At 62.0% G+C, this 19,241-nt stretch carries 16 protein-coding genes; 6 read left to right on the top strand and 10 right to left on the bottom strand.

Annotation, left to right across the window (positions count from 1 at the left end):
- The first annotated feature begins 97 nt into the window (after nucleotides 1-97).
- Nucleotides 98-2,737, top strand: a complete 2,640-nt coding sequence (locus FXN63_RS19325) for an MFS transporter (RefSeq protein ID WP_148816797.1) — start codon at nucleotides 98-100, stop codon at nucleotides 2,735-2,737.
- A 5-nt stretch (nucleotides 2,738-2,742) separates the two neighbouring features.
- On the opposite strand, the gene FXN63_RS19320 is transcribed toward FXN63_RS19325, so the two are convergent.
- Nucleotides 2,743-3,903 carry an MFS transporter gene (locus FXN63_RS19320; protein ID WP_148816796.1) on the bottom strand — a complete coding sequence of 387 codons (1,161 nt, stop codon included), beginning with the start codon at nucleotides 3,901-3,903 and terminating at the stop codon, nucleotides 2,743-2,745.
- 152 nt (nucleotides 3,904-4,055) lie between these two features.
- On the opposite strand from FXN63_RS19320, the gene FXN63_RS19315 reads away from it, so the two are divergent.
- Nucleotides 4,056-4,985 (top strand): LysR substrate-binding domain-containing protein, encoded by a 930-nt coding sequence (locus FXN63_RS19315; RefSeq protein WP_246164897.1) that lies wholly within the window; start codon nucleotides 4,056-4,058, stop codon nucleotides 4,983-4,985.
- A gap of 113 nt (nucleotides 4,986-5,098) precedes the next feature.
- On the opposite strand, the gene FXN63_RS19310 is transcribed toward FXN63_RS19315, so the two are convergent.
- From FXN63_RS19310 to FXN63_RS19290, 5 genes are all read right to left on the bottom strand, one after another.
- Nucleotides 5,099-6,382 carry a TRAP transporter large permease gene (locus FXN63_RS19310; RefSeq protein ID WP_148816794.1) on the bottom strand — a complete coding sequence of 428 codons (1,284 nt, stop codon included), beginning with the start codon at nucleotides 6,380-6,382 and terminating at the stop codon, nucleotides 5,099-5,101.
- Entirely contained in the window at nucleotides 6,373-6,918 is a 546-nt protein-coding gene (locus tag FXN63_RS19305; protein ID WP_246165238.1) for a TRAP transporter small permease, read from the bottom strand. Before FXN63_RS19305 ends, FXN63_RS19310 begins: the two co-directional genes overlap by 10 nt.
- A 100-nt stretch (nucleotides 6,919-7,018) precedes the next feature.
- Nucleotides 7,019-8,005 (bottom strand): TRAP transporter substrate-binding protein, encoded by a 987-nt coding sequence (locus FXN63_RS19300; protein ID WP_148816793.1) that lies wholly within the window; start codon nucleotides 8,003-8,005, stop codon nucleotides 7,019-7,021.
- Nucleotides 8,006-8,252: 247 nt separating this feature from the next.
- Entirely contained in the window at nucleotides 8,253-9,131 is an 879-nt protein-coding gene (locus tag FXN63_RS19295; RefSeq protein ID WP_148816792.1) for an SMP-30/gluconolactonase/LRE family protein, read from the bottom strand.
- Nucleotides 9,132-9,183: 52 nt separating this feature from the next.
- Entirely contained in the window at nucleotides 9,184-10,008 is an 825-nt protein-coding gene (locus FXN63_RS19290) for an NAD-dependent epimerase/dehydratase family protein (RefSeq protein ID WP_246164896.1), read from the bottom strand.
- On the opposite strand from FXN63_RS19290, the gene FXN63_RS26920 reads away from it, so the two are divergent.
- Nucleotides 10,007-10,219 carry a hypothetical protein gene (locus FXN63_RS26920; RefSeq protein WP_222864119.1) on the top strand — a complete coding sequence of 71 codons (213 nt, stop codon included), beginning with the start codon at nucleotides 10,007-10,009 and terminating at the stop codon, nucleotides 10,217-10,219. The genes FXN63_RS19290 and FXN63_RS26920 overlap by 2 nt on opposite strands.
- 23 nt (nucleotides 10,220-10,242) lie before the next feature.
- On the opposite strand, the gene FXN63_RS19285 is transcribed toward FXN63_RS26920, so the two are convergent.
- Both FXN63_RS19285 and FXN63_RS19280 read right to left on the bottom strand, forming a co-directional pair.
- Nucleotides 10,243-12,378 (bottom strand): TonB-dependent receptor family protein, encoded by a 2,136-nt coding sequence (locus tag FXN63_RS19285; RefSeq protein WP_246164895.1) that lies wholly within the window; start codon nucleotides 12,376-12,378, stop codon nucleotides 10,243-10,245.
- Nucleotides 12,379-12,468: 90 nt separating this feature from the next.
- On the bottom strand, nucleotides 12,469-13,815 hold the full coding sequence (locus FXN63_RS19280; RefSeq protein ID WP_148816790.1) for a PQQ-dependent sugar dehydrogenase: 1,347 nt from the start codon (nucleotides 13,813-13,815) through the stop codon (nucleotides 12,469-12,471).
- 501 nt (nucleotides 13,816-14,316) lie between these two features.
- On the opposite strand from FXN63_RS19280, the gene FXN63_RS19275 reads away from it, so the two are divergent.
- Nucleotides 14,317-14,520 (top strand): cold-shock protein, encoded by a 204-nt coding sequence (locus tag FXN63_RS19275; protein WP_148816789.1) that lies wholly within the window; start codon nucleotides 14,317-14,319, stop codon nucleotides 14,518-14,520.
- A gap of 288 nt (nucleotides 14,521-14,808) precedes the next feature.
- On the opposite strand, the gene FXN63_RS19270 is transcribed toward FXN63_RS19275, so the two are convergent.
- A complete protein-coding gene (locus tag FXN63_RS19270) occupies nucleotides 14,809-15,777 on the bottom strand; it encodes a Rossmann-fold NAD(P)-binding domain-containing protein (RefSeq protein ID WP_148816788.1) in 969 nt (322 codons plus the stop codon).
- A gap of 32 nt (nucleotides 15,778-15,809) precedes the next feature.
- Between FXN63_RS19270 and FXN63_RS19265 the strand changes: the two genes are divergently transcribed.
- Nucleotides 15,810-16,859, top strand: coding sequence for a CDP-6-deoxy-delta-3,4-glucoseen reductase (locus FXN63_RS19265; RefSeq protein WP_148816787.1), 1,050 nt, complete (start codon nucleotides 15,810-15,812; stop codon nucleotides 16,857-16,859).
- 160 nt (nucleotides 16,860-17,019) lie between these two features.
- Nucleotides 17,020-18,216 (top strand): acetylornithine transaminase, encoded by a 1,197-nt coding sequence (locus FXN63_RS19260; RefSeq protein ID WP_148816786.1) that lies wholly within the window; start codon nucleotides 17,020-17,022, stop codon nucleotides 18,214-18,216.
- A gap of 116 nt (nucleotides 18,217-18,332) precedes the next feature.
- Here FXN63_RS19260 and FXN63_RS19255 read toward each other — a convergent pair whose 3' ends face one another.
- Nucleotides 18,333-19,241, bottom strand: a complete 909-nt coding sequence (locus FXN63_RS19255) for a metal ABC transporter permease (protein ID WP_148816785.1) — start codon at nucleotides 19,239-19,241, stop codon at nucleotides 18,333-18,335.

Genomic DNA, 19,241 nt, shown 5'->3' with positions numbered 1-19,241 from the left:
TGACCATCTTTTTTTGACTTGCCCTATATTTCGCCCGCCTTGTAAGGAGCTGGATTATATTTGGCCGTAGCGAATTCTCACAAAGGAAAAGTTTCGTATGAATACGCGGGCAGTTACCGCCGTCGCGGCACGTCGCCGCCGTGTGGTTGTCGCCGAAGTGATCGGCGCTTGCCTGCTGATTCTGGTGCTGGCGCAAGCATTGACCGCCGCACTAGGCTTGGCCGCGTTCAATCGACTTTCCACCGCCACTACCGCTGAACGCGTCGAGCTGCTGGCACGCGACACCGCCGCCAAGATCGAGGGCGGTTTGCGTCTGGGCAAGCCGATTGCCCAGTATTTCGGGCTGGCGGCGTTGCTGGATCGCAACTTCAGCCATTTACCGGATCTGGTCGGTGCCACGGTGCTGTTGCCCGACGGTTATGTGCTGGCGCAGACCTCGACCGCACTGCCAGGCGCACCTGCGCTTGCCAAGACATTTGCGGCCCCAGCCTCGGCCTTGCAGACGGACAGCGACATGAGCCGCCTGCGCAGCGGCGCGGTCATGATGACCAGCACCAATACCTTTGCGCTGGCCGTGCCTTTGCATGGCCGACAGTCACAGTTGGACGGTGTGCTGGTGCTTGCCGTCGACAACACCGATCAGGCCGCGCGAGAACAGGCTTTCCTGCATCGCACCGTGATGGTGTTGGGATTGACCACGCTTGCGGCTGCGATCTTCCTGATCGTGGCGCTGGGTTGGGTCGTGCCGTTCGACACCTTGACGCGCCCAGGTGGCCGCGCCCGTCTTGCGGTGCCGTTGATCGCCCTGATTCTGGCGCAAGGTGTGTATTCGGCCGACACCATTGCATCGTTCCGCAGCGCCTGGCTGGAAAACACGCGCGCCAACGTCACCATGCTGGTCGGTCGCATGCAGGCGGACATCGGTCGTGTGCTGGACATGGGCATTTCCATCGATCGCCTGCGCGGGGTGGACACCTTGTTCACCCGCTTGGCATCCACCTTGCCCGCCATCGAGCATGTGTCGCTGCGCGATAGTCACGGCCGGGTATTGGTCGGTGCAGATGCGCGTGGCCCCCGACAGGTTGCCCCCACAGCGGCCCCGATGCCGGGTGAAATCCAGGACGAACTGCAGATATCGCTGCCGGTCAGCATGGCGAGCGCGGGCGGTTATCGCATCGGGGCGGGCACGCTCGATGTTCGCTTGGATGCCGCCGTCATTGCCGCGGGCGTGCGGTCGCGGGTGCTGGACGCCGGTACCGTGGCGCTGATCTCTGCCATTACCGCTTTCGAGATGTTCCTGCTCTTGACCCTGGTGATGGCACGCACGGTGCGTGCGCAGGCCCGGGCCAATGGCACGACCGCGCTGCTGGAAACCGAGTCCAATCGCGCCGAAAACGTGGCCCGCGTGGCCCGGCCGCTGATGTTCGGGTTCCTGTTTGCCTGGGCCTTGCCGCTGAGCTTCATGCCTTTGTATGCGCGTACCTTGCCGGTGCAATTGTTGTCCTTGCCGCCCGACATCTTGCTGGCCTTGCCGCTGTCGGTGGAAATGTTGTGCGGTCTGGGTGGCGCGTTGCTGGCGGGCCGTCTGACCGATCGTCGGGGCTGGCCTGTGCCGGTGCTGGGTGGTCTGGTGGTGGCAGCCTGCGGTTCCCTGCTGGCGTCCAGTGCGGTGAATCTGGAATGGTTTGCACTGGCGCGCGGTGTGGTTGGCCTGGGTTACGGGCTGGCCTGGATGGGCTTGCAAGGTTTCGTGATCGCCGGCAGCAAGCCGGCATTCCGTGGCCGCAACATGGCCTGGCTGGTTGCCGGGCTGTTCGCCGGGCATTTGTCGGGTACGGCGGTGGGTGCCATGCTGGCAGATCAGGCGGGTTATCGGCCGGTCTTCATTGCCAGCGCCGTGGTGCTGATGCTGCCCCTGATCGGCGCGTTTGTGATGGCGCGTCGGTGGAAAAAGGAATCGGCTGCCGCGGCGATGTCTGCTGGCGCTGTGGGTGGTGCTGCCGAAGGTTCTGTTCGTGCTGCTGCCGTCGTCAGCCCGGTTTCCGGTACGGTTACTCGCGCAGGATCTGCTTCGGGTTCCGCTGCAGGTATCACGCCAAAACTGGGTCTTTCCGCACGCGCAAAGCGCCTTGGTGCATTGATCGGCAGCCGTGATTTTGGTGCCTTGCTGGCGGGCAGCGTGGTGCCGTTTTCCATCGCCCAGGTGGGGCTGCTGTACTTTGCGCTGCCCCTGTACCTGGAAGCGCAAGGGGTGGCAGCTTCCAGCATTGGCCGTGTGTTGATGCTGTATGGCCTGTGCATGATCTACCTTGGCCCGATGATCGGGCGCGTGGTGGATCGCACCCGCACCAAGAAATATTTCATCGCGCTGGGCGGCCTGCTGGGCGGTACGGGCATGGCCTACCTATATGTCGACAGCAGCCTGTTTGCGGTGTCGATGGCCGTGTTCCTGCTGGCGCTGGGCAGTTGCTGGTCGGGTGCAGCCCAGACCACCTGGACCCTGGCCTTGCCGAATGTGCAGCAATACGGCGCAGGGGCGGCCACCAGTGTCATGCGCGCCGCCGACAAGCTGGGCCAGATGATCGGCCCGCTGTTCGTGGGCACCTTGTTCACGCTGGTCGGCATTGGTCCGGGCCTGGCCATGACCGGCATGGTCTATCTGGTCGCCACGATGTTGTTCGTGCTGGTTGCGTCACGTCAGCCAGGCGAGGGCGGGGCAGGGGTATCGAAGCGATAGGGCGTTCAACGTTCCTGCGGTAGTGCACCGGGGGCGGGACGCTGTACGCAGGCTATCGCCGCGCCTGCCAGCAACAGCGCGGGTACGCTGTAAAGCCAGGCCGGGGACATGAAGGGCAGCAAGACCCCGGCCAGCAACGGACCGGTGCCGGCACCGATATCCCGCCACACGGACCGCGCCGCAAGTGCGTGTACCCGTTCCGGTCCGGGCGTCCGCTGCGCGACGATAGGGGCCAGCAACGGCAACTGCAATGCCCTGAGCACCACGATGGCCGCCGCACCGCTCCAGAACCAGCCCAGGCCGAAACCGATCAAGGTAGCCGAGGTCAGCAAGGACAGACCCACCAACGCGTTCTCTGCGCCGAAGCGTTCGGCCAGTCGGCCACCCAGTGGACTCAAGACGATTTCACCCAGATAACGCGCCGCCAACAGCGTGCCCGCCATCACCACTGCGCCGCCAGGCAACAGCTCGCTGCCCAGATACGACAAGCCGATGATGAACAGGCCATCCAGCGTGAAGCCTTCCAGGAAGGACCACACGTCCAGGCTGTTCGGGCGGGTGAGGCCGCGCCGTTTTGCTGGCGTGGGCTGGTGATGTCGTGACAGTTGGCGAGTAACCAGCAAGCCCAGCAGCGCGGTGGCAGCGAGCAACCAGAAGACCGGGCGTGGCCCGTATCCGTAGGCAAGCAGGCCCGCGACTGGCAGCGCAATGACCGGCCCAAGTGCCGTGAATGCACGTGATCGACCGGAACGCTGCGCAGCGCCAACCGGGTCTGCCGTGGCCAGCATCTGCGTGGACAGGTTCAGCGCAGCGAACGACAAGCCCCACAGCAATCGCAGCGGCAGCAGCGCCCACAGGCCCGACAAGGTGGCGTACCCCAGCGCGCAGATCGCGGCGGCCACCACGGCCAAGGTACAGGTCAGGCGGTCACCATGCCTGGCATAGAAGCGCGCCACAAAGCCATAGCCAACGATGCGTATCAGCCGATTGGCTGCCAGCAGCAAGCCTGCTTGTGCCAGCGTCACGCCAAATTGTTCTGCGTACATCGGCAGCAACAGATACAGCACGGTGTCGGCCGGCAGCGCCAGGGCCAAGGCCAGTGCCGCAAATTTGGAATCGCGATTGACGAGATGGGTGTTTTGAGGAGGCTGGGCGGCGCGGGGCATGTCGGTCGTGTGGGGGGCTGGCGGGTTGCGTGAGCTGCACAGTTTGCGAAGCCGTCTGAGCCGCAGAGACCTGAGCAGCCCCCAATGCTGCGCCGCCACCAGGCACGTGACAAACGACATTAATGCCGTATACGTGTGAGAAAATTGCACGCATGCTCAATTCTCTGCCACCGCTCAACGCTGTTCGCGCCTTTGTCGCGGCTGCCCGGCATCAAAGCTTCACGCTGGCCGCGCAGGAATTGCATGTCACGCATGGCGCAGTCAGTCGGCAGATCAAAGCCCTGGAAAGTCAATTGGGCGTGTTGCTGTTCGAGCGCCGCACGCGTCAAGTGAGCCTGACGGCGGCAGGGGTGAAGTTCTTTGCACAGGCCGATTCCGCGCTCAAACAACTTGCCGCCGCTGCGCAGTCCGTCATGTCGGACGCGCCTGCGCGCGTGCTGCGTATCAACGTCCGGCCGTCGTTTGCCGTGCGATGGCTGATCCCCCGGCTGCCTGACTTCGTTGCGCAGTATCCGGGCATCGAACCGCAGGTACTCACCAGCACGCTGGCACCCGACAAGGCGGGGGACCGTTTTGATATCGCCATCCGCCGGGGCCGGGATGGCTGGCCGCCGTCGGCGCGGTTGACCCCATTTCTGGAAGACGAGGCCTGCCTGGTGGCCTCACCTGCCTTGCTCGACAGGTATCCGGTGGATACGCCCAGCGCGCTCAGTGCTCTGGTATTGCTGTGGGCCAGAACACGCAAAGCCGACTGGGACGCCTGGCTTGCCTACACCGGCATCGGCAAGCTGAAACCGGTGGGCCAAATGCAGTTCGATCACGAACACTTCGTGCTGCAAGCCGTCATGGACGGTCTGGGATTCGCTGTGGTGCCCGTATCCCTGGTGTCCAGCGCCTTGGCCTCGGGCCAGTTGCGCTGCCCGTTTCCCGAACGGCGCATGCCCTTGGCGCGCTATTACTACGGCGTGGCCGCAGACGCTGTGTCAGAGGTGCAGGCGTTCACGGCATGGCTCGATGCAGAAGTGGCGCAGCAGGCCAACAACCATCTTCCGCTGACCAAGAAAAACACCCCGAAAATTTGAACGGATGTTCAATTTCCGGGTGTGGTCCATCGTGGACAAAGACACTGATCAGTTCATTTCCAACAAGCCAATCAGGTCATCAACCTGCTCATGTAAAACCCATCGACCCACCATCACTCCAACAACAATTTCGGCAACCACAACGAGAACGCCGGCACATAGGTAACCAGGGCAAGCGCTGCGATCAAGGCACCATAGAACGGCCAGATCGTTTTCATCACCGTGCCTACCGACACCCCGCCAATCGCACACCCCACGAACTGCGTGGTGCCCACCGGTGGTGTGTTCAATCCCAATGCGCAGTTCAGCAGCATCACGATGCCGAATTGCACTGGCCCCATGCCGTACTGCATGCAGATCGGCAGGAAGATCGGCGTGCAGATCAGAATCGTCGCGGCCATGTCCAGGAAGGTGCCCAGCACGAACAGGATGATGTTGACCATCAGGAAAATGGCCCACGGACTGGTGGAGATCGATGCCATCAGTTCGCCGGTCTTTTCCGCCACGCTGTAGAAGCTGATCAGATACCCGAAGGTGGCCGAAATGCCGATCAGCAGCAGCACCACACCCGTCGTCTTCACCGCCTTGGCTGCTGCCCGAACGAACTGGTCCCAGCTCAGCGAGCGGTACACGAACAAGGTCAGTATCAGTGAATAAATCACTGCCACCGCGGCCGATTCGGTCGCCGTGAACACCCCGCTGAGAATGCCCGCGATGATCAACACCACCACAAACAAGCCCGGTGTTGCCGCTGCCAGTGAACGGCCAACGATTGCCCAGCCCGGGAACTGGCCGGCCGGGTAGCCGCGATGCCGCGCCACCAGATAGGCAGCCGCCAGGTTGCACAGCGTAAGCAGAATCGCGGGCACGATGCCGGCCGCAATCAGCGCCGCAATCGACACCTTGCCGCCTGCTGCCAGCGTGTAAATGATGATGTTGTGGCTGGTGGGCATCAACGCGCCCACCAGTGCCGCGTGGGTCGTCACGTTGACCGCATAGTCGGCGTGATAGCCCTCGCGTTTCATCATCGGGATCATCACCGATCCCATGGCCGACACGTCGGCCACCGGCGAACCGGACACGCCGCCGAACAAGGTGCAGGCCACCACGTTCGACATGCCCAGGCCACCGCGCACATGGCCGACCAGCGACTTGGCGAAACCGACGATACGATCGGCAATGCCGCCGTACAGCATCAGTTCACCGGTGAAGATGAAGAACGGGATCGCCAGGAAGGAGAACACGTTCATGCCCGAGGTCATCTGCTGGAAGGCCACCGCAATCGGCAGGTCTTCGTAGATGATGGCCGAGATCGACGCCAGCCCGATGGCGAAGGCCACTGGCACGCCGATCACCAGGAAGCCGAAGAAGGACACGGAAAGCAGAGTCAGCGCCATGCTGGAACCACCTTTTGCTTGCGCACGATTGCGATGATGTGTTCGATGGAAAACAGCGTGATCAAGACGCCCGAGATGATGGCCGGCACGTACTTCCATGCGTCCGAGATGCCCAGCGTGGGAATCCGGTAGGTCGATACCGATTCAGCCAGCACCCCGCAGAACCACGCCATCATTGCGCCGAAGGCCATCACCAGCAGGTGGATGAAGATCAGCAAGGCGCGCTGACCATTCGGTGGCAAGGCTTCGATCAGTACCTCGAAGCCGATGTGCCCGGCGTCGCGCACACCCACGGCTGCGCCCAGCATGGTCACGTACAGCACCAGCAGCAGCGACAGGCTTTCGGCCCAGGTAGGGGTTCGATTCAACACGTGGCGGCCGAAGATCTGGAAGGACACGGCAGCAATCAGGCAGACCAGCCCAAAAATGCTGATCCACATGCACGTGCGGGCAAGCAGAGCGCAGAACTTGGTGAAGCCGTCGGGCGGGCGCTGGGCTAACGCTGCCTCAGGGCCTTCGCCTGCGGGCAGCACCATGTCGGCGGCATCGCCCGCCGAGGGTGCGGTGGAGGGCGGCATGCTTGCTGCGCCGGGTTTGGAAGGGGAAGACTGCGGGGCGCTGGCAAGCATGACGGGCTCACTTCACAGCCTGGATGCGCGAGACCAGTTCTTTCGTCTCGGGCGTGTTGACGAAACGGTCATACACCGGCTTCATTGCTGCCTGGAATGAAGCCTTGTCGACCTCGCCCAGTTGCGCGCCGCCTTTCTCGACCGCTGCCTTGGACACCTGTTCGCGTTCGGCCCACAGTTTGCGCATGTAGGGCACCGATTCCTTCGCCGCGTCGCGGATGATCTTCTGATCGGCCTCGGGCAGCTTGTCCCACTGGCGCTTCGAGAACACCAGGATTTCCGGCGTCATGGTGTGCTCGGTCATCGACATGTACTTGGCCGCTTCGAAGTGACGCGTGCTGTCGTAGCTGGGCAGATTGTTTTCGGCGGCATCGATCAGGCCGGTCTTCAGGCCCGTGTAGACCTCACCCAGCGGCATGGGCGTGGCGTTGGCACCCATGGCTTCGACCATGGCCACGGCCAGGTCGGATTGCTGCACGCGAATCTTCATGCCCTTCACATCGGCCGGGGTCTTCACCAGCTTGCTGCGCGAATAGATTGAACGCGACCCGCTGTCATACCAGGCCAGGCCCACAAACCCTGCCTTCTCGCAGCCGCGCAACAGCTGTTCACCAACCTCGCTGTCCAGTGCCTTGTGCAAATGTTCTGTCGAGCGGAACAGGAAGGGCAACGACGGCACCCGTGTGAGTTCGCAGATGTTGTGCATGGCGGCACTGTTGACGCGTGTCATGGCAAGCGCGCCGAGCTTTACCTGCTCGATCGAATCGTTCTCGCTGCCGAGCGAACCACCCGAATACACCTTGATGGTGATCCGGCCTTGCGTGCGTTCCTTGATCAGTTCACCCATGTGGCGCACGGCCTGGGTGGTCGGATAGTTGTCGGGATGAATTTCTGCCGATCGCAGTTCGGCCGCTTGGGCTGCGGGCACCAAGGCAAGGGCGGACAGGGTCGTGCAGGCGGCAAGCGCCACCCGGGTAAGTGAGAACGGGGTCATGCAAGTCTCCTGGGTCAAACGGCTTTTTCTAGGAAATGCTCGTGGATCGTGGCCCCCACGCTTCTCCACTACGTGGGTCGCTGCCCCCCCAGGGGGCGCTTCTTGCCTTGGGGCGGCCCGGCAGCAAGAAGGTCGCGCCTCGCTCGCCTCATTTTCAAGAGGCTCGCAATGGGTAGGGGCGCTTTGCTGTCGTGCGGGCTGCACAACAGCGGTTCTGCAATAAAACGATGCGGGACGTGCGCGGTCGTTATCCGCTGTACGCGGGCTCTTCAAGTCCTTGCACGCCGGGGCGGGTGACGAAGACGGCCCCTGCCAGCGAATCCGGGTCGCTGTTGGCCGGACGGATCGATGCGATGAACAAGGTGTCGAGCTTGTCGCCACCGAATGCGCACATGGTCGGCTTGGCTACCGGCACTTCGATGCTGCGATCGAGTTTTCCATCGGGCGTGAAACGGTGCACCAGGCCCGCGTCGTTGCCGCACACCCAGTAGCACCCGTCCACATCGACGGCGGCACCGTCGGGGCGGCCTGGCAGCGTGTTCATGTCAACGAACACCCGACGATTGCTGGGGGTGCCGGACTCGGTGTCGTAATCGAATGCCCAGACCATCTGCTGGCTGGGGTGGGAATCGGCGAAGTACATGATCTTGCCGTCGGGGCTGAAGGCCAGCCCGTTGGGTACGTACAGCTCGTCCAGCACTGGTGCCGACAGGCCTTGCTTGTCCAGGCGGTACAGACGACCATGTGCGGCGCTCATGTCCAGCAACATGGAGCCGACCCAGAAGCGTCCCTGGCGATCGCAGCGACCATCGTTGAAACGCATGGCCGGGGCGACGTGATTGACCGATGCCAACAGATGTGGAACAGGCGTGTCTTCCACCGGTTCGCTCAGCGTGAACATGCCGGTTTCCATGGCCAGCAACCATCCGCCTTGCGCAAGCGGCGCAATCGAACCAGCCATCTCGGGCAGCGGCCAGCTGGCAAATGCATTGGACGCCGGCGTCCAGCGCCACAGCGTGCGGCCCGGAATGTCGGTCCACCAGAATGACTGATCGGCTGCACGCCACACCGGGCTTTCGCCCACACCGCAGCGCATGGTGCCTATCCGTTCAACCGTGCTGCTCATGATCGGAATCCGTCGCAAAAACAATACGTGGTGAACATCAAGGTCGTGAACATCAGAACGGCCCCGCCTTCACAAAAGCACCGCCTTGGAACTGGGCTGCGGGGTCGTCTGCGGGCAGCGCAGGTTGGGATTCGATCTGTGCCCGGAAAGGCTCGGACGAATCCTTGGGCGCATAGCCCAGATGTTCAGCCAGATGGTTGTCCCACCATGAATCGCGATTGGCCGATGCGCCGTAGACAATGCTGTGTCCGACGTCTGGTGCAAACAGCGAGCGCACCACCAGATGCGTCAGGTCTTCATAGCTCAGCCAGGTGACGAGCATGCGGCGGTCTTTGGGTTCCGGGAAGGACGAACCGATGCGCAGACAGACAGTTTCGATGCCGTAACGGTCGAAGTAAAAACGCGACAGGTTCTCGCCAAACGCCTTGCTGATACCGTAGTAGCCATCGGGGCGCACAGGTGATTCGGCATCCAGCACTTCACCTTGCCGATGAAAGCCGATCACGTGGTTCGAGCTGGCAAACACCACGCGGCGCACCCCATGAATGCGGGCCGCTTCGTACAGGTTGTAGACGCCCTGAATGTTGGCAGGCAGGATCTCGTCGAAGGGCCGTTCCACCGACACACCGCCCAGGTGCACGATGGCGTCCACACCCGCCACGATGCGCGACACCGCATCGGCATCGGCCAGATCGCAAAGCATGATTTCTTCGTGTGGGGCCGGCTCATCGAGTGCTGAGATGTCCGACAAGCGAATGGTGTCGGCGAAAGGCTGAAGGTTCTTGCGAAGCACTTTGCCAAGGCCGCCGGCAGCGCCGGTCAACAGAATTTTTCCCAAGCGGGACTGACTAGAAAGCGGGACTGCAGCAACGCCCATGATGGCGATCCTTTCCGGCGATATAGGTGTCTTGTATGTCGTCATACAAGATGATTTAAACGATATCCAAGCGACTCGATGGAAGCAATCTCGGCACGCTACGGACATTCCCTCGGTACAAATGCAACGCGGCGGTCGTTCCCAGGGAACGACCGCCGCGCGGTTTGTTTTTCACAACAAAAATTTTTTTCTCAACGCCCGAAAACGTTGATACAGCAGGCGTTCAGGCCATTGTCAGAAAGCGTATTGTGCACTTGCGCCAGCGAACCAGGTCAGGCCTGAAGCGGGCTCGTAATAGCGCCCATTGCCGTCGCCAACGATGACCGAACCGATGTACCGTTTGCCGAACAGATTGTCCAGGCGCAAGGTCTGGCGGAAGGTCCATGCGCCTGCCGTCTGTTCGAACCGCGTGCGCCAGTTGATCACGCCATAACCAGGCGCTGCCTTGGCTGAATTGGTGTCTTCCACGTAGACCTTGCTGCGCACCACGCCTTCGATTGCGGTGCTGACCCAAGGGCGCGGTTGCCATGCCACTTCGCTGTAGAGGGTGGTCTGGGGCACGCCCGGCAACTTGTTGCCCGACGCAATGCGGCTGGTACCGGTACCCACGCTGCCGTCGTAGGTGGCGTCCAGGTAAGTCAGGGCTACCAATGCGGTCCAGTCACGTGCAAAGGCGCTGTCCAGCGACAGTTCCACGCCACGGCGTTTGGTCTGCGCAGCATTGCGGTAGCTGGTGCGACCGCCTGCTGCCGTTGCCACCACCAACTCGTTCTTGGTGTCGATGTCGAACACCGCTGCATTCAAGCGTGTCCGCTCGTTGATGCGCGCCTTGATGCCCGCCTCGTATTGCGTGCTGGTCGACGGTGACAGTGCGCCATTGAAGCCGCTGCCATCTGCCGAATACGCGAGTTCGGCCTGGGTCGGTGTTTCGAAGCCCTTGCCGGCGCTGACGTACACATTGATGTCGGGATTGATCGCATACATCAGACCCGCAGAAGGCGTGGTCTTGCTGAAGCGTCGCTGGCCGCTGTCATCGCCATTGGCCAGGTACTTGTCATCCACATCGACACGCACCGTGTTGTGACGCAAGCCGGCCTGCAAGGTCCATGCACCCAGCACCCAGTTGGCTTGTGCATAAGGGTCGAGACTGGTGACCGTATCGATTTCATTGCGACGTTGGCGACCACGCACGCCCAGCGTGCTGCCGATGAAATTCTCGTAGCCGGTGCGATCGTCCTGCGTGCGGTCATAGTCGATGCCGGCAACCAGATTCAGCTTGCCCGGTGCCTGCGACACGGTTTGCAGCCAGCGCAGTCCCACACCCTGGAAGTCACGGTCGAAATCAACCACACCGCCTGCATGACGCGGGCTTGCCTGGGCGGTGGGCGGAATGGCCAGGTATTGACCCACCTTGCGGTTTCCACCGTATACGTTCAACTGAACCGCGCTGCCATTGACCAGCTGGCGTTCGTAATTCACGCCCAGTTGCTGTTGGTCGATGCTTTTGCGGGTGTTGTATTGCAAGGCCACCGGAGCCACACCGCGCGGGTTGCTGACCGCCTGGTCCCAGGTCAAGCCCAGCGGGTCTTGTGTGTCGCGCTGGTGCAGCCCGCTGACCGTGATGGCCAGTCGGCTGTCTGCGTCAGGCTTCAGGTTGATCTTGCCGAATTGCTGTTGGCGGGTGGCCGCACTGTGGTCACGATAACCGTCGGTGGACATGCGCGATGCGTCGAACAGGAAGCCAACCCCGTTGTATTCGCCTTCTGCACCGATGCGGTACTTGCGCAGTCCGTCGCTGCCCCCTGACACCTCGGTGATCACGCGCGGTGCACCCTGACCGTCACGCGAGAACATTTCGATCACGCCGCCAGCGTTGCTGCCATAGACGGTAGACAGCGGGCCGCGCAATACATCGATGCGGTCAGCGGTGTCGAGATTGAACGTGGCAGCCTGGCCCTGACCGTCGGGCGTGCTGGCCGGAATGCCATCGGTGATGAGCTTGATGCCGCGCACACCAAAAGCCGAACGCGATCCAAAACCGCGTGAAGATATCTGCAAGTCTTGCGCGTAGTTCTGGCGGTTCTGCACCACCAGACCAGGCACCCGTATCAGCACCTCGGACGCGTTGATGCCGGGCTGGCCCGGGGCGATCAGTCCGAGGTCCACCGAGTCCACCGACGCAGGCACGGAGCGGGCCGACGAAGGTGAGCGCGTGCCGGTAACCACGATCGGTTCAAGCACCGCAGGCTGTTCTGGTGCGGTAGACGTTGGCTGCGTCTGGGCATGTGCAAGACCGACCGTGCTCAGGCCGACGCCGGCAAGTGCCAGGCGCAAGGCGTGCTGGGATGCAAAGAAAGAGATAAGGGACACAGGAATCAATACAAAAAAAGCGTGGATCGAAGCGCGCGACGTAACGCGGCCGATGAACAGTCAACGGTAGACAGACCGGAAAGCCCGCCCCTATTTCGCACTGACGCGCCAGATGACATTGCCTACATCATCGGCCACCAGCAGTGCGCCTTTGGCATCCTGGATGACACCAACCGGCCGGCCAAACGCCTTGCCGTCAGGACCCAGGAAGCCCGTCAACAGGTCAACCGGCATGCCTGTGGGCATGCCATTCTGGAAGGGAACATAAATTACTTTGTAGCCGCTGTGCGGATCGCGATTCCAGGAGCCGTGCTGCGCGATGAACATGCCGTGTCGGAAATGTTCGGGCAGGGTGCTTCCGGTGGAAAACGCGATACCCAGCGACGCGGTATGTGCGCCTACGGCGTAGTCAGGTTTGATGGCAGTTGCCACCAGATCAGGTCTGGGTGGCTTGATACGGGTATCTACCCGGTCGCCATAGTAACTGTAAGGCCAGCCATAGAATCCGCCGTCCCTGACCGAGGTGACATAGTCGGGCACCAGATCGCTGCCGATTTCGTCGCGCTCATTGACCGATGTCCACAGTGCGCCGGTCTTCGGCTCCCAGGCCAGGCCATTGGGATTTCGCAATCCTGACGCAAACAGGCGCTTCTGTTTCGCGGCCGGGTCGATTTCCCAGATTGCCGCGCGGCCTACCTCTTCGTCCATGCCGTTTTCGCCCACGTTGCTGTTCGAGCCGACCGTGGCGTACAGGCGCTTGCCATCACGGCTGGCGATCAGGTTCTTGGTCCAGTGGTGATTGCGGCCGGCGGGCAGATCGACAATAGGTTTGCCGGCTGCGGTGATTTCGGTGTCGCCGCTGCGGTAAGGAAAGGCCACCACCCCGTTGGCGTTGGCCACGTAGAAGGTGTTGCCGATCAGGGCCATGCCAAAAGGCGAGTGCAGATCTTTCAGAAAAACCGAACGTTGATCGGCAACTCCGTCGCCATCGGTATCGCGCAGCAAGGTGATGCGATCCGCACTGGGTACGCCGGCACCGGCACGGGCCATCACTTTGCCCATGATCCAGCCACGGATTCCTGCTGATCCTTGCTGCGCGGGTTTGTTGCTTTCTGCTACCAGCACGTCCCCATTGGGCAACTTGAACAGCCAGCGGGGATGGTCCAGCCCGTCGGCAAAGGCCTGTACTTTCATGCCTGCTGCAACACTTGGGCGCGTCCCGGGTGGCCACGGGCTTGCCGGCGCGATGTTCACGGTAGGGAGCAGGCGGGGCTGCGGGTCGGGCAAAACCGGGTTTGGTCCGAAGCCAGCGGCTTCAGGATGCTTGGCAGTGTCGCTGCATGCCGACAGTCCCAGAGAAAACGCAATAACGCAGCCAGCCAACAACACGCTTTGCAAGGCCGTTGATCCCGAGGTGCTCAAGCACAGCAAAGGCATGGTGTCTTCCGGTCATTGAAGGGGCAGGGCGGCGCTGGTGCAGCATGATGTATACCGGCCGGGACGTGCCTTACCGTTCGTCGGCCTCTTATGTGCAAACCCTGCTGCAGCAGGCGCTCGTGCCAGTGCGCACACCCTTGTGGCACCAGTGTGAGGCGTGGTTTGCCCTCGGGTAATCGATGATGCAAACACTCAACTCGACCGTGAACGTTTACATCTGGCGCGGCGATTTCCTAGGGTATGATCAGTATGTAGTGTTGAGCGTGCTCGTAAGGGTGCTCGGTCGCGATTGCAAATGATTGTTTTTTTGTTACCTCGAATGCGAAAAACGAATTGACCATTCGTCTGGGTAAAGAGATAGTTAGTTCTGCAAGACGTTCAAGTGAGGCGGTGTTAGTTCTGCGTCCCTCACCGGTACTTCGGTCGGCCCTGTTCCCTTCCTTGATCTTCTCGCACTTTCGGGCATCCGCTCACTCCCCTATATCCAAGGAAATGCACAGCATGGCAACCGGTACTGTTAAGTGGTTCAACGACGACAAGGGTTATGGTTTCATCGCTCCCGATGATGGCGGCAAAGATCTGTTTGCCCACTTCTCCGAAGTCCAAGTTGACGGCCACAAGACGCTGGCAGAAAACCAGAAGGTGACCTTCGAAGTGACCCAGGGTGCCAAGGGCCCCCAGGCATCGAAGATTCGCCCGGTCTGATCAGCTTCGAGCTGTAGCTGCCTCCTAGGAGGCATGCGACAAGCCCCATCCGCGCAAGCGGGTGGGGCTTTTTTCTTGCCCATTTCCTGTCTGTCTCTTTTTCGTCTCTTTTTTGCCTAATAAAAAAACTTTGCTCACATCGCCCAAGTCGTGAGCAACCATCTTGACATGCCCTGTTGGCGCGGGTCTCCGGGTAGCCGATAGGTTCAGCCAACAGGCTTATCCACACCTTTTGTGAATAACTATGATGGTGCATGACACCGTGATGACCATCACAGGTGTCATTTCTTATGCACCAAACCAGTGCGAAAGTGCGCTATCGACATTGGGGTAGCGCAGCTTGACCCGCAACTCCTGTTGAAGGCGGGTGTTGCGCAGGCGGCGAGACTCGCGCATGAAGGTCCACATCATCGGACTGACCGCGGCTTCGACTTCCGCCGCGGATCGTGCCGGTGCACGGGGCAGGCCGGCTGCGTCGGCCACCGCGTCCAGATAGTCCCGCATCTTCAGTTCTTCGCCGTCGTTGGCGTGAATCACACGCTGTGCACGACCGCGCCATAGGGCCGTGGCCGCAATGCGGGCCAGGTCGCTGATCTCGATATGGTTGGTGTAGACGTCTTCAGAATCAGCCAATCGCGGCAAACCGCGACGCAGGCGATCCAGCGGCAGCCGGTCACGGCCGTAGATGCCGGGGATGCGCAGGATCGTCGATTGCCAAGCAGGCAGGTGGCTTCGCGCTTGGGCTACGGTCGGCGAACGCCATTGCGATTCCGCATCGACACGGCGTTTTGCCCGGTCAGTGGCAGGACGAACCGGCTCGGTTTCTGAAATCCAACGCCCGTGCGCATTGCCATACACCCCGGTGGTGCTTCCGTAGACGATATGCAAGGTGGGCTTAGCTACAATCGAGCCTGCCTTCGAGACAGTCTGCCTTCGTGCGTATTGTCGTGTTGACCCAGGCCGACGCAGTGCGGCCGCCAGGTGGGCGCTGCGGGTGTCACGCGCACCCTGCGTAGGCGGCGGGGCGAGCATGACGACACGGCTGGCCAGGCCGCGCAGGCGGCGCAGGCTGGCAGGCGAGTCCAGGTTGCCGACCAGCGGGATGGCCCCGGCCTTGCGAAGTTCGTCCTGGCGCGTAGCCTGGGACGTGAGGGCGAACACGCGGGCGCGGGTCGCAAGCTGCGCAAGCAGCAGCATGCCGGTGTCTCCGCATCCAGCGATCAGGATACGGGGGCGGCGGAAGCGGGCAGTTTTCATGGTGTTTTCATTTTTTCACAGGATAGGGCTCGATGAGTCATCAGGTCACCGTGTTGCCAAGCGGCCACCAGTTCACCGTGAATGCCGGACAGACCGTACTCGATGCCGCGCTCAAGGCGGGCATCGGCTTGCCGTACGGCTGTAAGAACGGTGCGTGCGGGTCGTGCAAGGGCAAGGTCGTGTCCGGTGACGTCTCGCTTGCGCCGCATCAGTCGCGCGCCTTGTCGGCCGACGAGATCAAGCAAGGCATGACCTTGTTCTGCTGTGCGTCGCCGCTGAGCGATGTCACGGTCGAAGCCCGTGAAGTCCGTGCGCAGGGTGACATCCAGATCCGCAAGCTGCCGTGCCGTGTACAGAGCATGGAACGGGCCGCGCCCGATGTCATGCTGTTGTCACTGCAACTGCCGGCCAATGAGCGCTTTCAGTTTCTGGCGGGCCAGTACATCGAATTCATCTTGAAAGATGGCCGCCGTCGCAGCTATTCGATGGCCAGTGCGCCGCACGAAGAAGGGCCGATGCAACTGCATATTCGCCACCTGGTGGGCGGGCTGTTCACCGACCACGTGTTTGGCGTGGGTGCCACGCAGATGAAAGAACGTGAAATCCTGCGTTTCGAAGGCCCGTTCGGTTCCTTCTTCCTGCGCGAAGACAGCAATAAACCTATTGTCATGGTGGCCAGCGGAACCGGCTTTGCGCCGGTGCGCGCCATCATTGAACACATGGCTTTCAAGGACATCCGTCGCCCGGTGCGCCTGTACTGGGGGGGGCGTCGTCCGCAAGACCTGTACATGGACGCCGCCGCGCGTGCCTGGGCTGCCAGCCGCCCCGACTTCCAATACATTCCGGTGATCTCGCATGCCTTGCCTGAAGACCAATGGACAGGTCGTAGCGGCTTTGTGCATCAGGCAGTGATGCAGGATTTGCCGGAACTGGCCGACTGGGAGGTCTACGCCTGTGGCGCGCCTGCCATGATCGACGCCGCGCGTCACGACTTCTCGGCACAATGCGGATTGCCCGTTGAGGCGTTCTACGCCGATTCGTTCACGTCCGAGGCAGACGTCGCCAATCCAGTCGTGGTCTGATGTCCGGTTCGCAGCTTGCTGGCTGCACAATCATGACTTGAGCCGTGTGGGTTCGGCCTGGTCATCCCGATCTTGTTCGACCGTTTTCCGATCTTTCCTGTCCAGTCGCCCAGCCCCGTGGCGTACTGGCGCTTCACCGAATTCTCCAGGAGCCGTATCCATGGCGTTTACCCCTTCCGCCACCGAAGCACTGATGTACATCACCCAGCGTCCCGATATCGCCTTCGTGCGCGGTGAAGGTTCCTGGCTGGAAGATCATCGTGGCAAGCGTTACCTGGACATCGTCCAGGGCTGGGCGGTCAACTGCCTCGGGCACTGCCCGCCGGAAATCTCGCACGCCCTGGACGTGCAGAGCAAGCTGCTGCTGAACCCGTCGCCGGCGTTCTACAACCTGCCGTCCATCGAACTGGCCCAACGCCTGACGCGTTCCTCGGGTCTGGACCGCGTGTTCTTCACCAACAGCGGTGCCGAAGCCAATGAAGGCGCAATCAAGCTGGCACGCAAGTGGGGCCAGCTGAATCGTTCGGGCGCGTTCGAGATCATCACCTTCCGCGACAGCTTCCACGGTCGTACCTTGGCGACCATGTCGGCATCGGGCAAGCCGGGCTGGGACACTTTGTTCGCCCCGCAGGTCGATGGTTTCCCGAAGGCGATCATCAACGACATCGACTCGGTGCGAGCCCTGATCGGCCCGAACACGGTCGGCATCATGCTGGAACCGGTGCAGGGCGAAGCAGGCGTGGTGCCCGCCACCCACGAATTCATGGCTGCGCTGCGTATGCTGGCCGACGAACACGGCATCTTGCTGATCTGCGACGAAGTCCAGACCGGCATGGGCCGCACCGGTACCATGTTCGCGTTCCAGCAGTCGGGCATCGTGCCGGACATCATGACGCTGGCCAAGGGCATTGGCGGTGGCGTGCCGCTGGGGGCCTTGCTGGCGCGCGAATCGGTGTCGGTGTTCGTGCCGGGTGACCAGGGCGGTACCTACAACGGCAACCCGCTGATGACCGCAGTTGGCGTGGCGGTGTTCGATGCGCTGAACGCACCGGGCTTCCTGGACCAGGTGCAGGCGCGCTCGCGCCAGTTGTCCAACGGCCTGAGCGCCATCGCCGACCGCCACGGCATGCCGGGCGAGCGTGGCCTGGGTCTGCTGCGTGCGCTGGTGCTGGATCGCCCGGACGGTGCCGACATCGTGCTGGCTGCTCGTGACCGCGAGCCGGAAGGCCTGCTGCTGAACTGCCCGCGTCCGAACCTGCTGCGCTTCATGCCGGCACTGAACATCACCGAAGCGGAGATGGATCTGATGCTGGCGCAGCTGGAAGAGATCATCATCCAGGTGCGTGCGACGGCTTAAGAAAGACGCTGCGGGACGCTGAACAAGGGTTCTGAAGTGAAAGGGGGGGCACCGCGCTATGCAGTGTCCCCCTTTGTTTTTCCGCGCTTGGTGCGTTCGGTGTCAGGTGTCAGGTGTCAGCGACTGCGTCGGCAAGGCCCGAAGCAACATGCCAGCAGCAGGATCAGACCACCGGTAGTGGCAATCATGCCGGCTGCACTGACGCTGTTCTCGAAACCCAGCCAGATCGGCCCCCAGGCGGCCAAGGTATAACCGCCGATCGCGGCCGTGGCGGCAAATCCCAGGCTCCATGCGACTTGCGTGTGCAGCTTGTTGGTCATCAGGCGCGCGGCCGCAGCCGGGCAGATGAACATCGCCACCACGATGATCGCGCCGACTGCCTCAAACGCGGCAACCGCAGACAGTGCGACCACCACCAGCAAGGCCAAGCTGGTCAGCCCGGGGCGTGCCCCCGCGCTGGCTGCAAAGGCGGGATCGAAGGTGCCGATCACCAGCGGACGCCACAGCACCCAGATCACGATGGCAACCACAGCCATCACCCATGCCAGTCGGCCCAGTTGTTCGGGCACGGTGGCCAGGGCTGCCGGGTTGACCAGCGATGCCCAGCTTTCGGCATCCAGCCAGATCAGGCTTTCCAGGTTGCCGTACAGCACGTGTTCGACGTCCAGGTGGACCGATGCACTGTTCGACTGTTCCAGCCACACCACGCCGGCCGCGAACAGGGCGGTGAAGACCACGCCCATGGCTGCGCCCGGTTCGACCTTGCCCAGTCTGCGGATGATCTCGATCAGGCCGACTGCGAACAGCGCTGCCACCGCTGCGCCGATCAGCATCGGGGCGGTGGCGATGGTGCCGGTGACGACAAACGCACCGACCACGCCGGGCAAGACCACGTGGCTGACCGCATCGCCAATCAGGCTTTGCTGGCGCAACACCAGGAAATTGCCGGGCAAGGCGCAGGCCATGCTGGCCAGGACCGCGATCAGCATGGGCACCAGGCTCAACTGCAGGAAGTCGATGAGCAT

Origin of the sequence: Pigmentiphaga aceris (genome assembly GCF_008119665.1) — a bacterium.
Classification (GTDB): Bacteria; Pseudomonadota; Gammaproteobacteria; order Burkholderiales; family Burkholderiaceae_B; genus Pigmentiphaga; species Pigmentiphaga aceris.
This window is presented reverse-complemented; position numbering and strand designations above follow the sequence as displayed.

Excerpts from the sequence above, each read along its gene's own strand:
- FXN63_RS19325 (WP_148816797.1), top strand. The coding sequence starts at position 98 with ATGAATACGCGGGCAGTTACCGCCGTCGCGGCACGTCGCCGCCGTGTG.
- FXN63_RS19320 (WP_148816796.1), bottom strand. The coding sequence starts at position 3,903 with ATGCCCCGCGCCGCCCAGCCTCCTCAAAACACCCATCTCGTCAATCGC.
- FXN63_RS19315 (WP_246164897.1), top strand. The coding sequence starts at position 4,056 with ATGCTCAATTCTCTGCCACCGCTCAACGCTGTTCGCGCCTTTGTCGCG.
- FXN63_RS19310 (WP_148816794.1), bottom strand. The coding sequence starts at position 6,382 with ATGGCGCTGACTCTGCTTTCCGTGTCCTTCTTCGGCTTCCTGGTGATC.
- FXN63_RS19305 (WP_246165238.1), bottom strand. The coding sequence starts at position 6,918 with ATGGTGCTGCCCGCAGGCGAAGGCCCTGAGGCAGCGTTAGCCCAGCGC.
- FXN63_RS19300 (WP_148816793.1), bottom strand. The coding sequence starts at position 8,005 with ATGACCCCGTTCTCACTTACCCGGGTGGCGCTTGCCGCCTGCACGACC.
- FXN63_RS19295 (WP_148816792.1), bottom strand. The coding sequence starts at position 9,131 with ATGAGCAGCACGGTTGAACGGATAGGCACCATGCGCTGCGGTGTGGGC.
- FXN63_RS26920 (WP_222864119.1), top strand. The coding sequence starts at position 10,007 with ATGATGGCGATCCTTTCCGGCGATATAGGTGTCTTGTATGTCGTCATA.
- FXN63_RS19290 (WP_246164896.1), bottom strand. The coding sequence starts at position 10,008 with ATGGGCGTTGCTGCAGTCCCGCTTTCTAGTCAGTCCCGCTTGGGAAAA.
- FXN63_RS19280 (WP_148816790.1), bottom strand. The coding sequence starts at position 13,815 with ATGCCTTTGCTGTGCTTGAGCACCTCGGGATCAACGGCCTTGCAAAGC.
- FXN63_RS19275 (WP_148816789.1), top strand. The coding sequence starts at position 14,317 with ATGGCAACCGGTACTGTTAAGTGGTTCAACGACGACAAGGGTTATGGT.
- FXN63_RS19270 (WP_148816788.1), bottom strand. The coding sequence starts at position 15,777 with ATGAAAACTGCCCGCTTCCGCCGCCCCCGTATCCTGATCGCTGGATGC.
- FXN63_RS19265 (WP_148816787.1), top strand. The coding sequence starts at position 15,810 with ATGAGTCATCAGGTCACCGTGTTGCCAAGCGGCCACCAGTTCACCGTG.
- FXN63_RS19260 (WP_148816786.1), top strand. The coding sequence starts at position 17,020 with ATGGCGTTTACCCCTTCCGCCACCGAAGCACTGATGTACATCACCCAG.
- FXN63_RS19255 (WP_148816785.1), bottom strand. The coding sequence starts at position 19,241 with ATGCTCATCGACTTCCTGCAGTTGAGCCTGGTGCCCATGCTGATCGCG.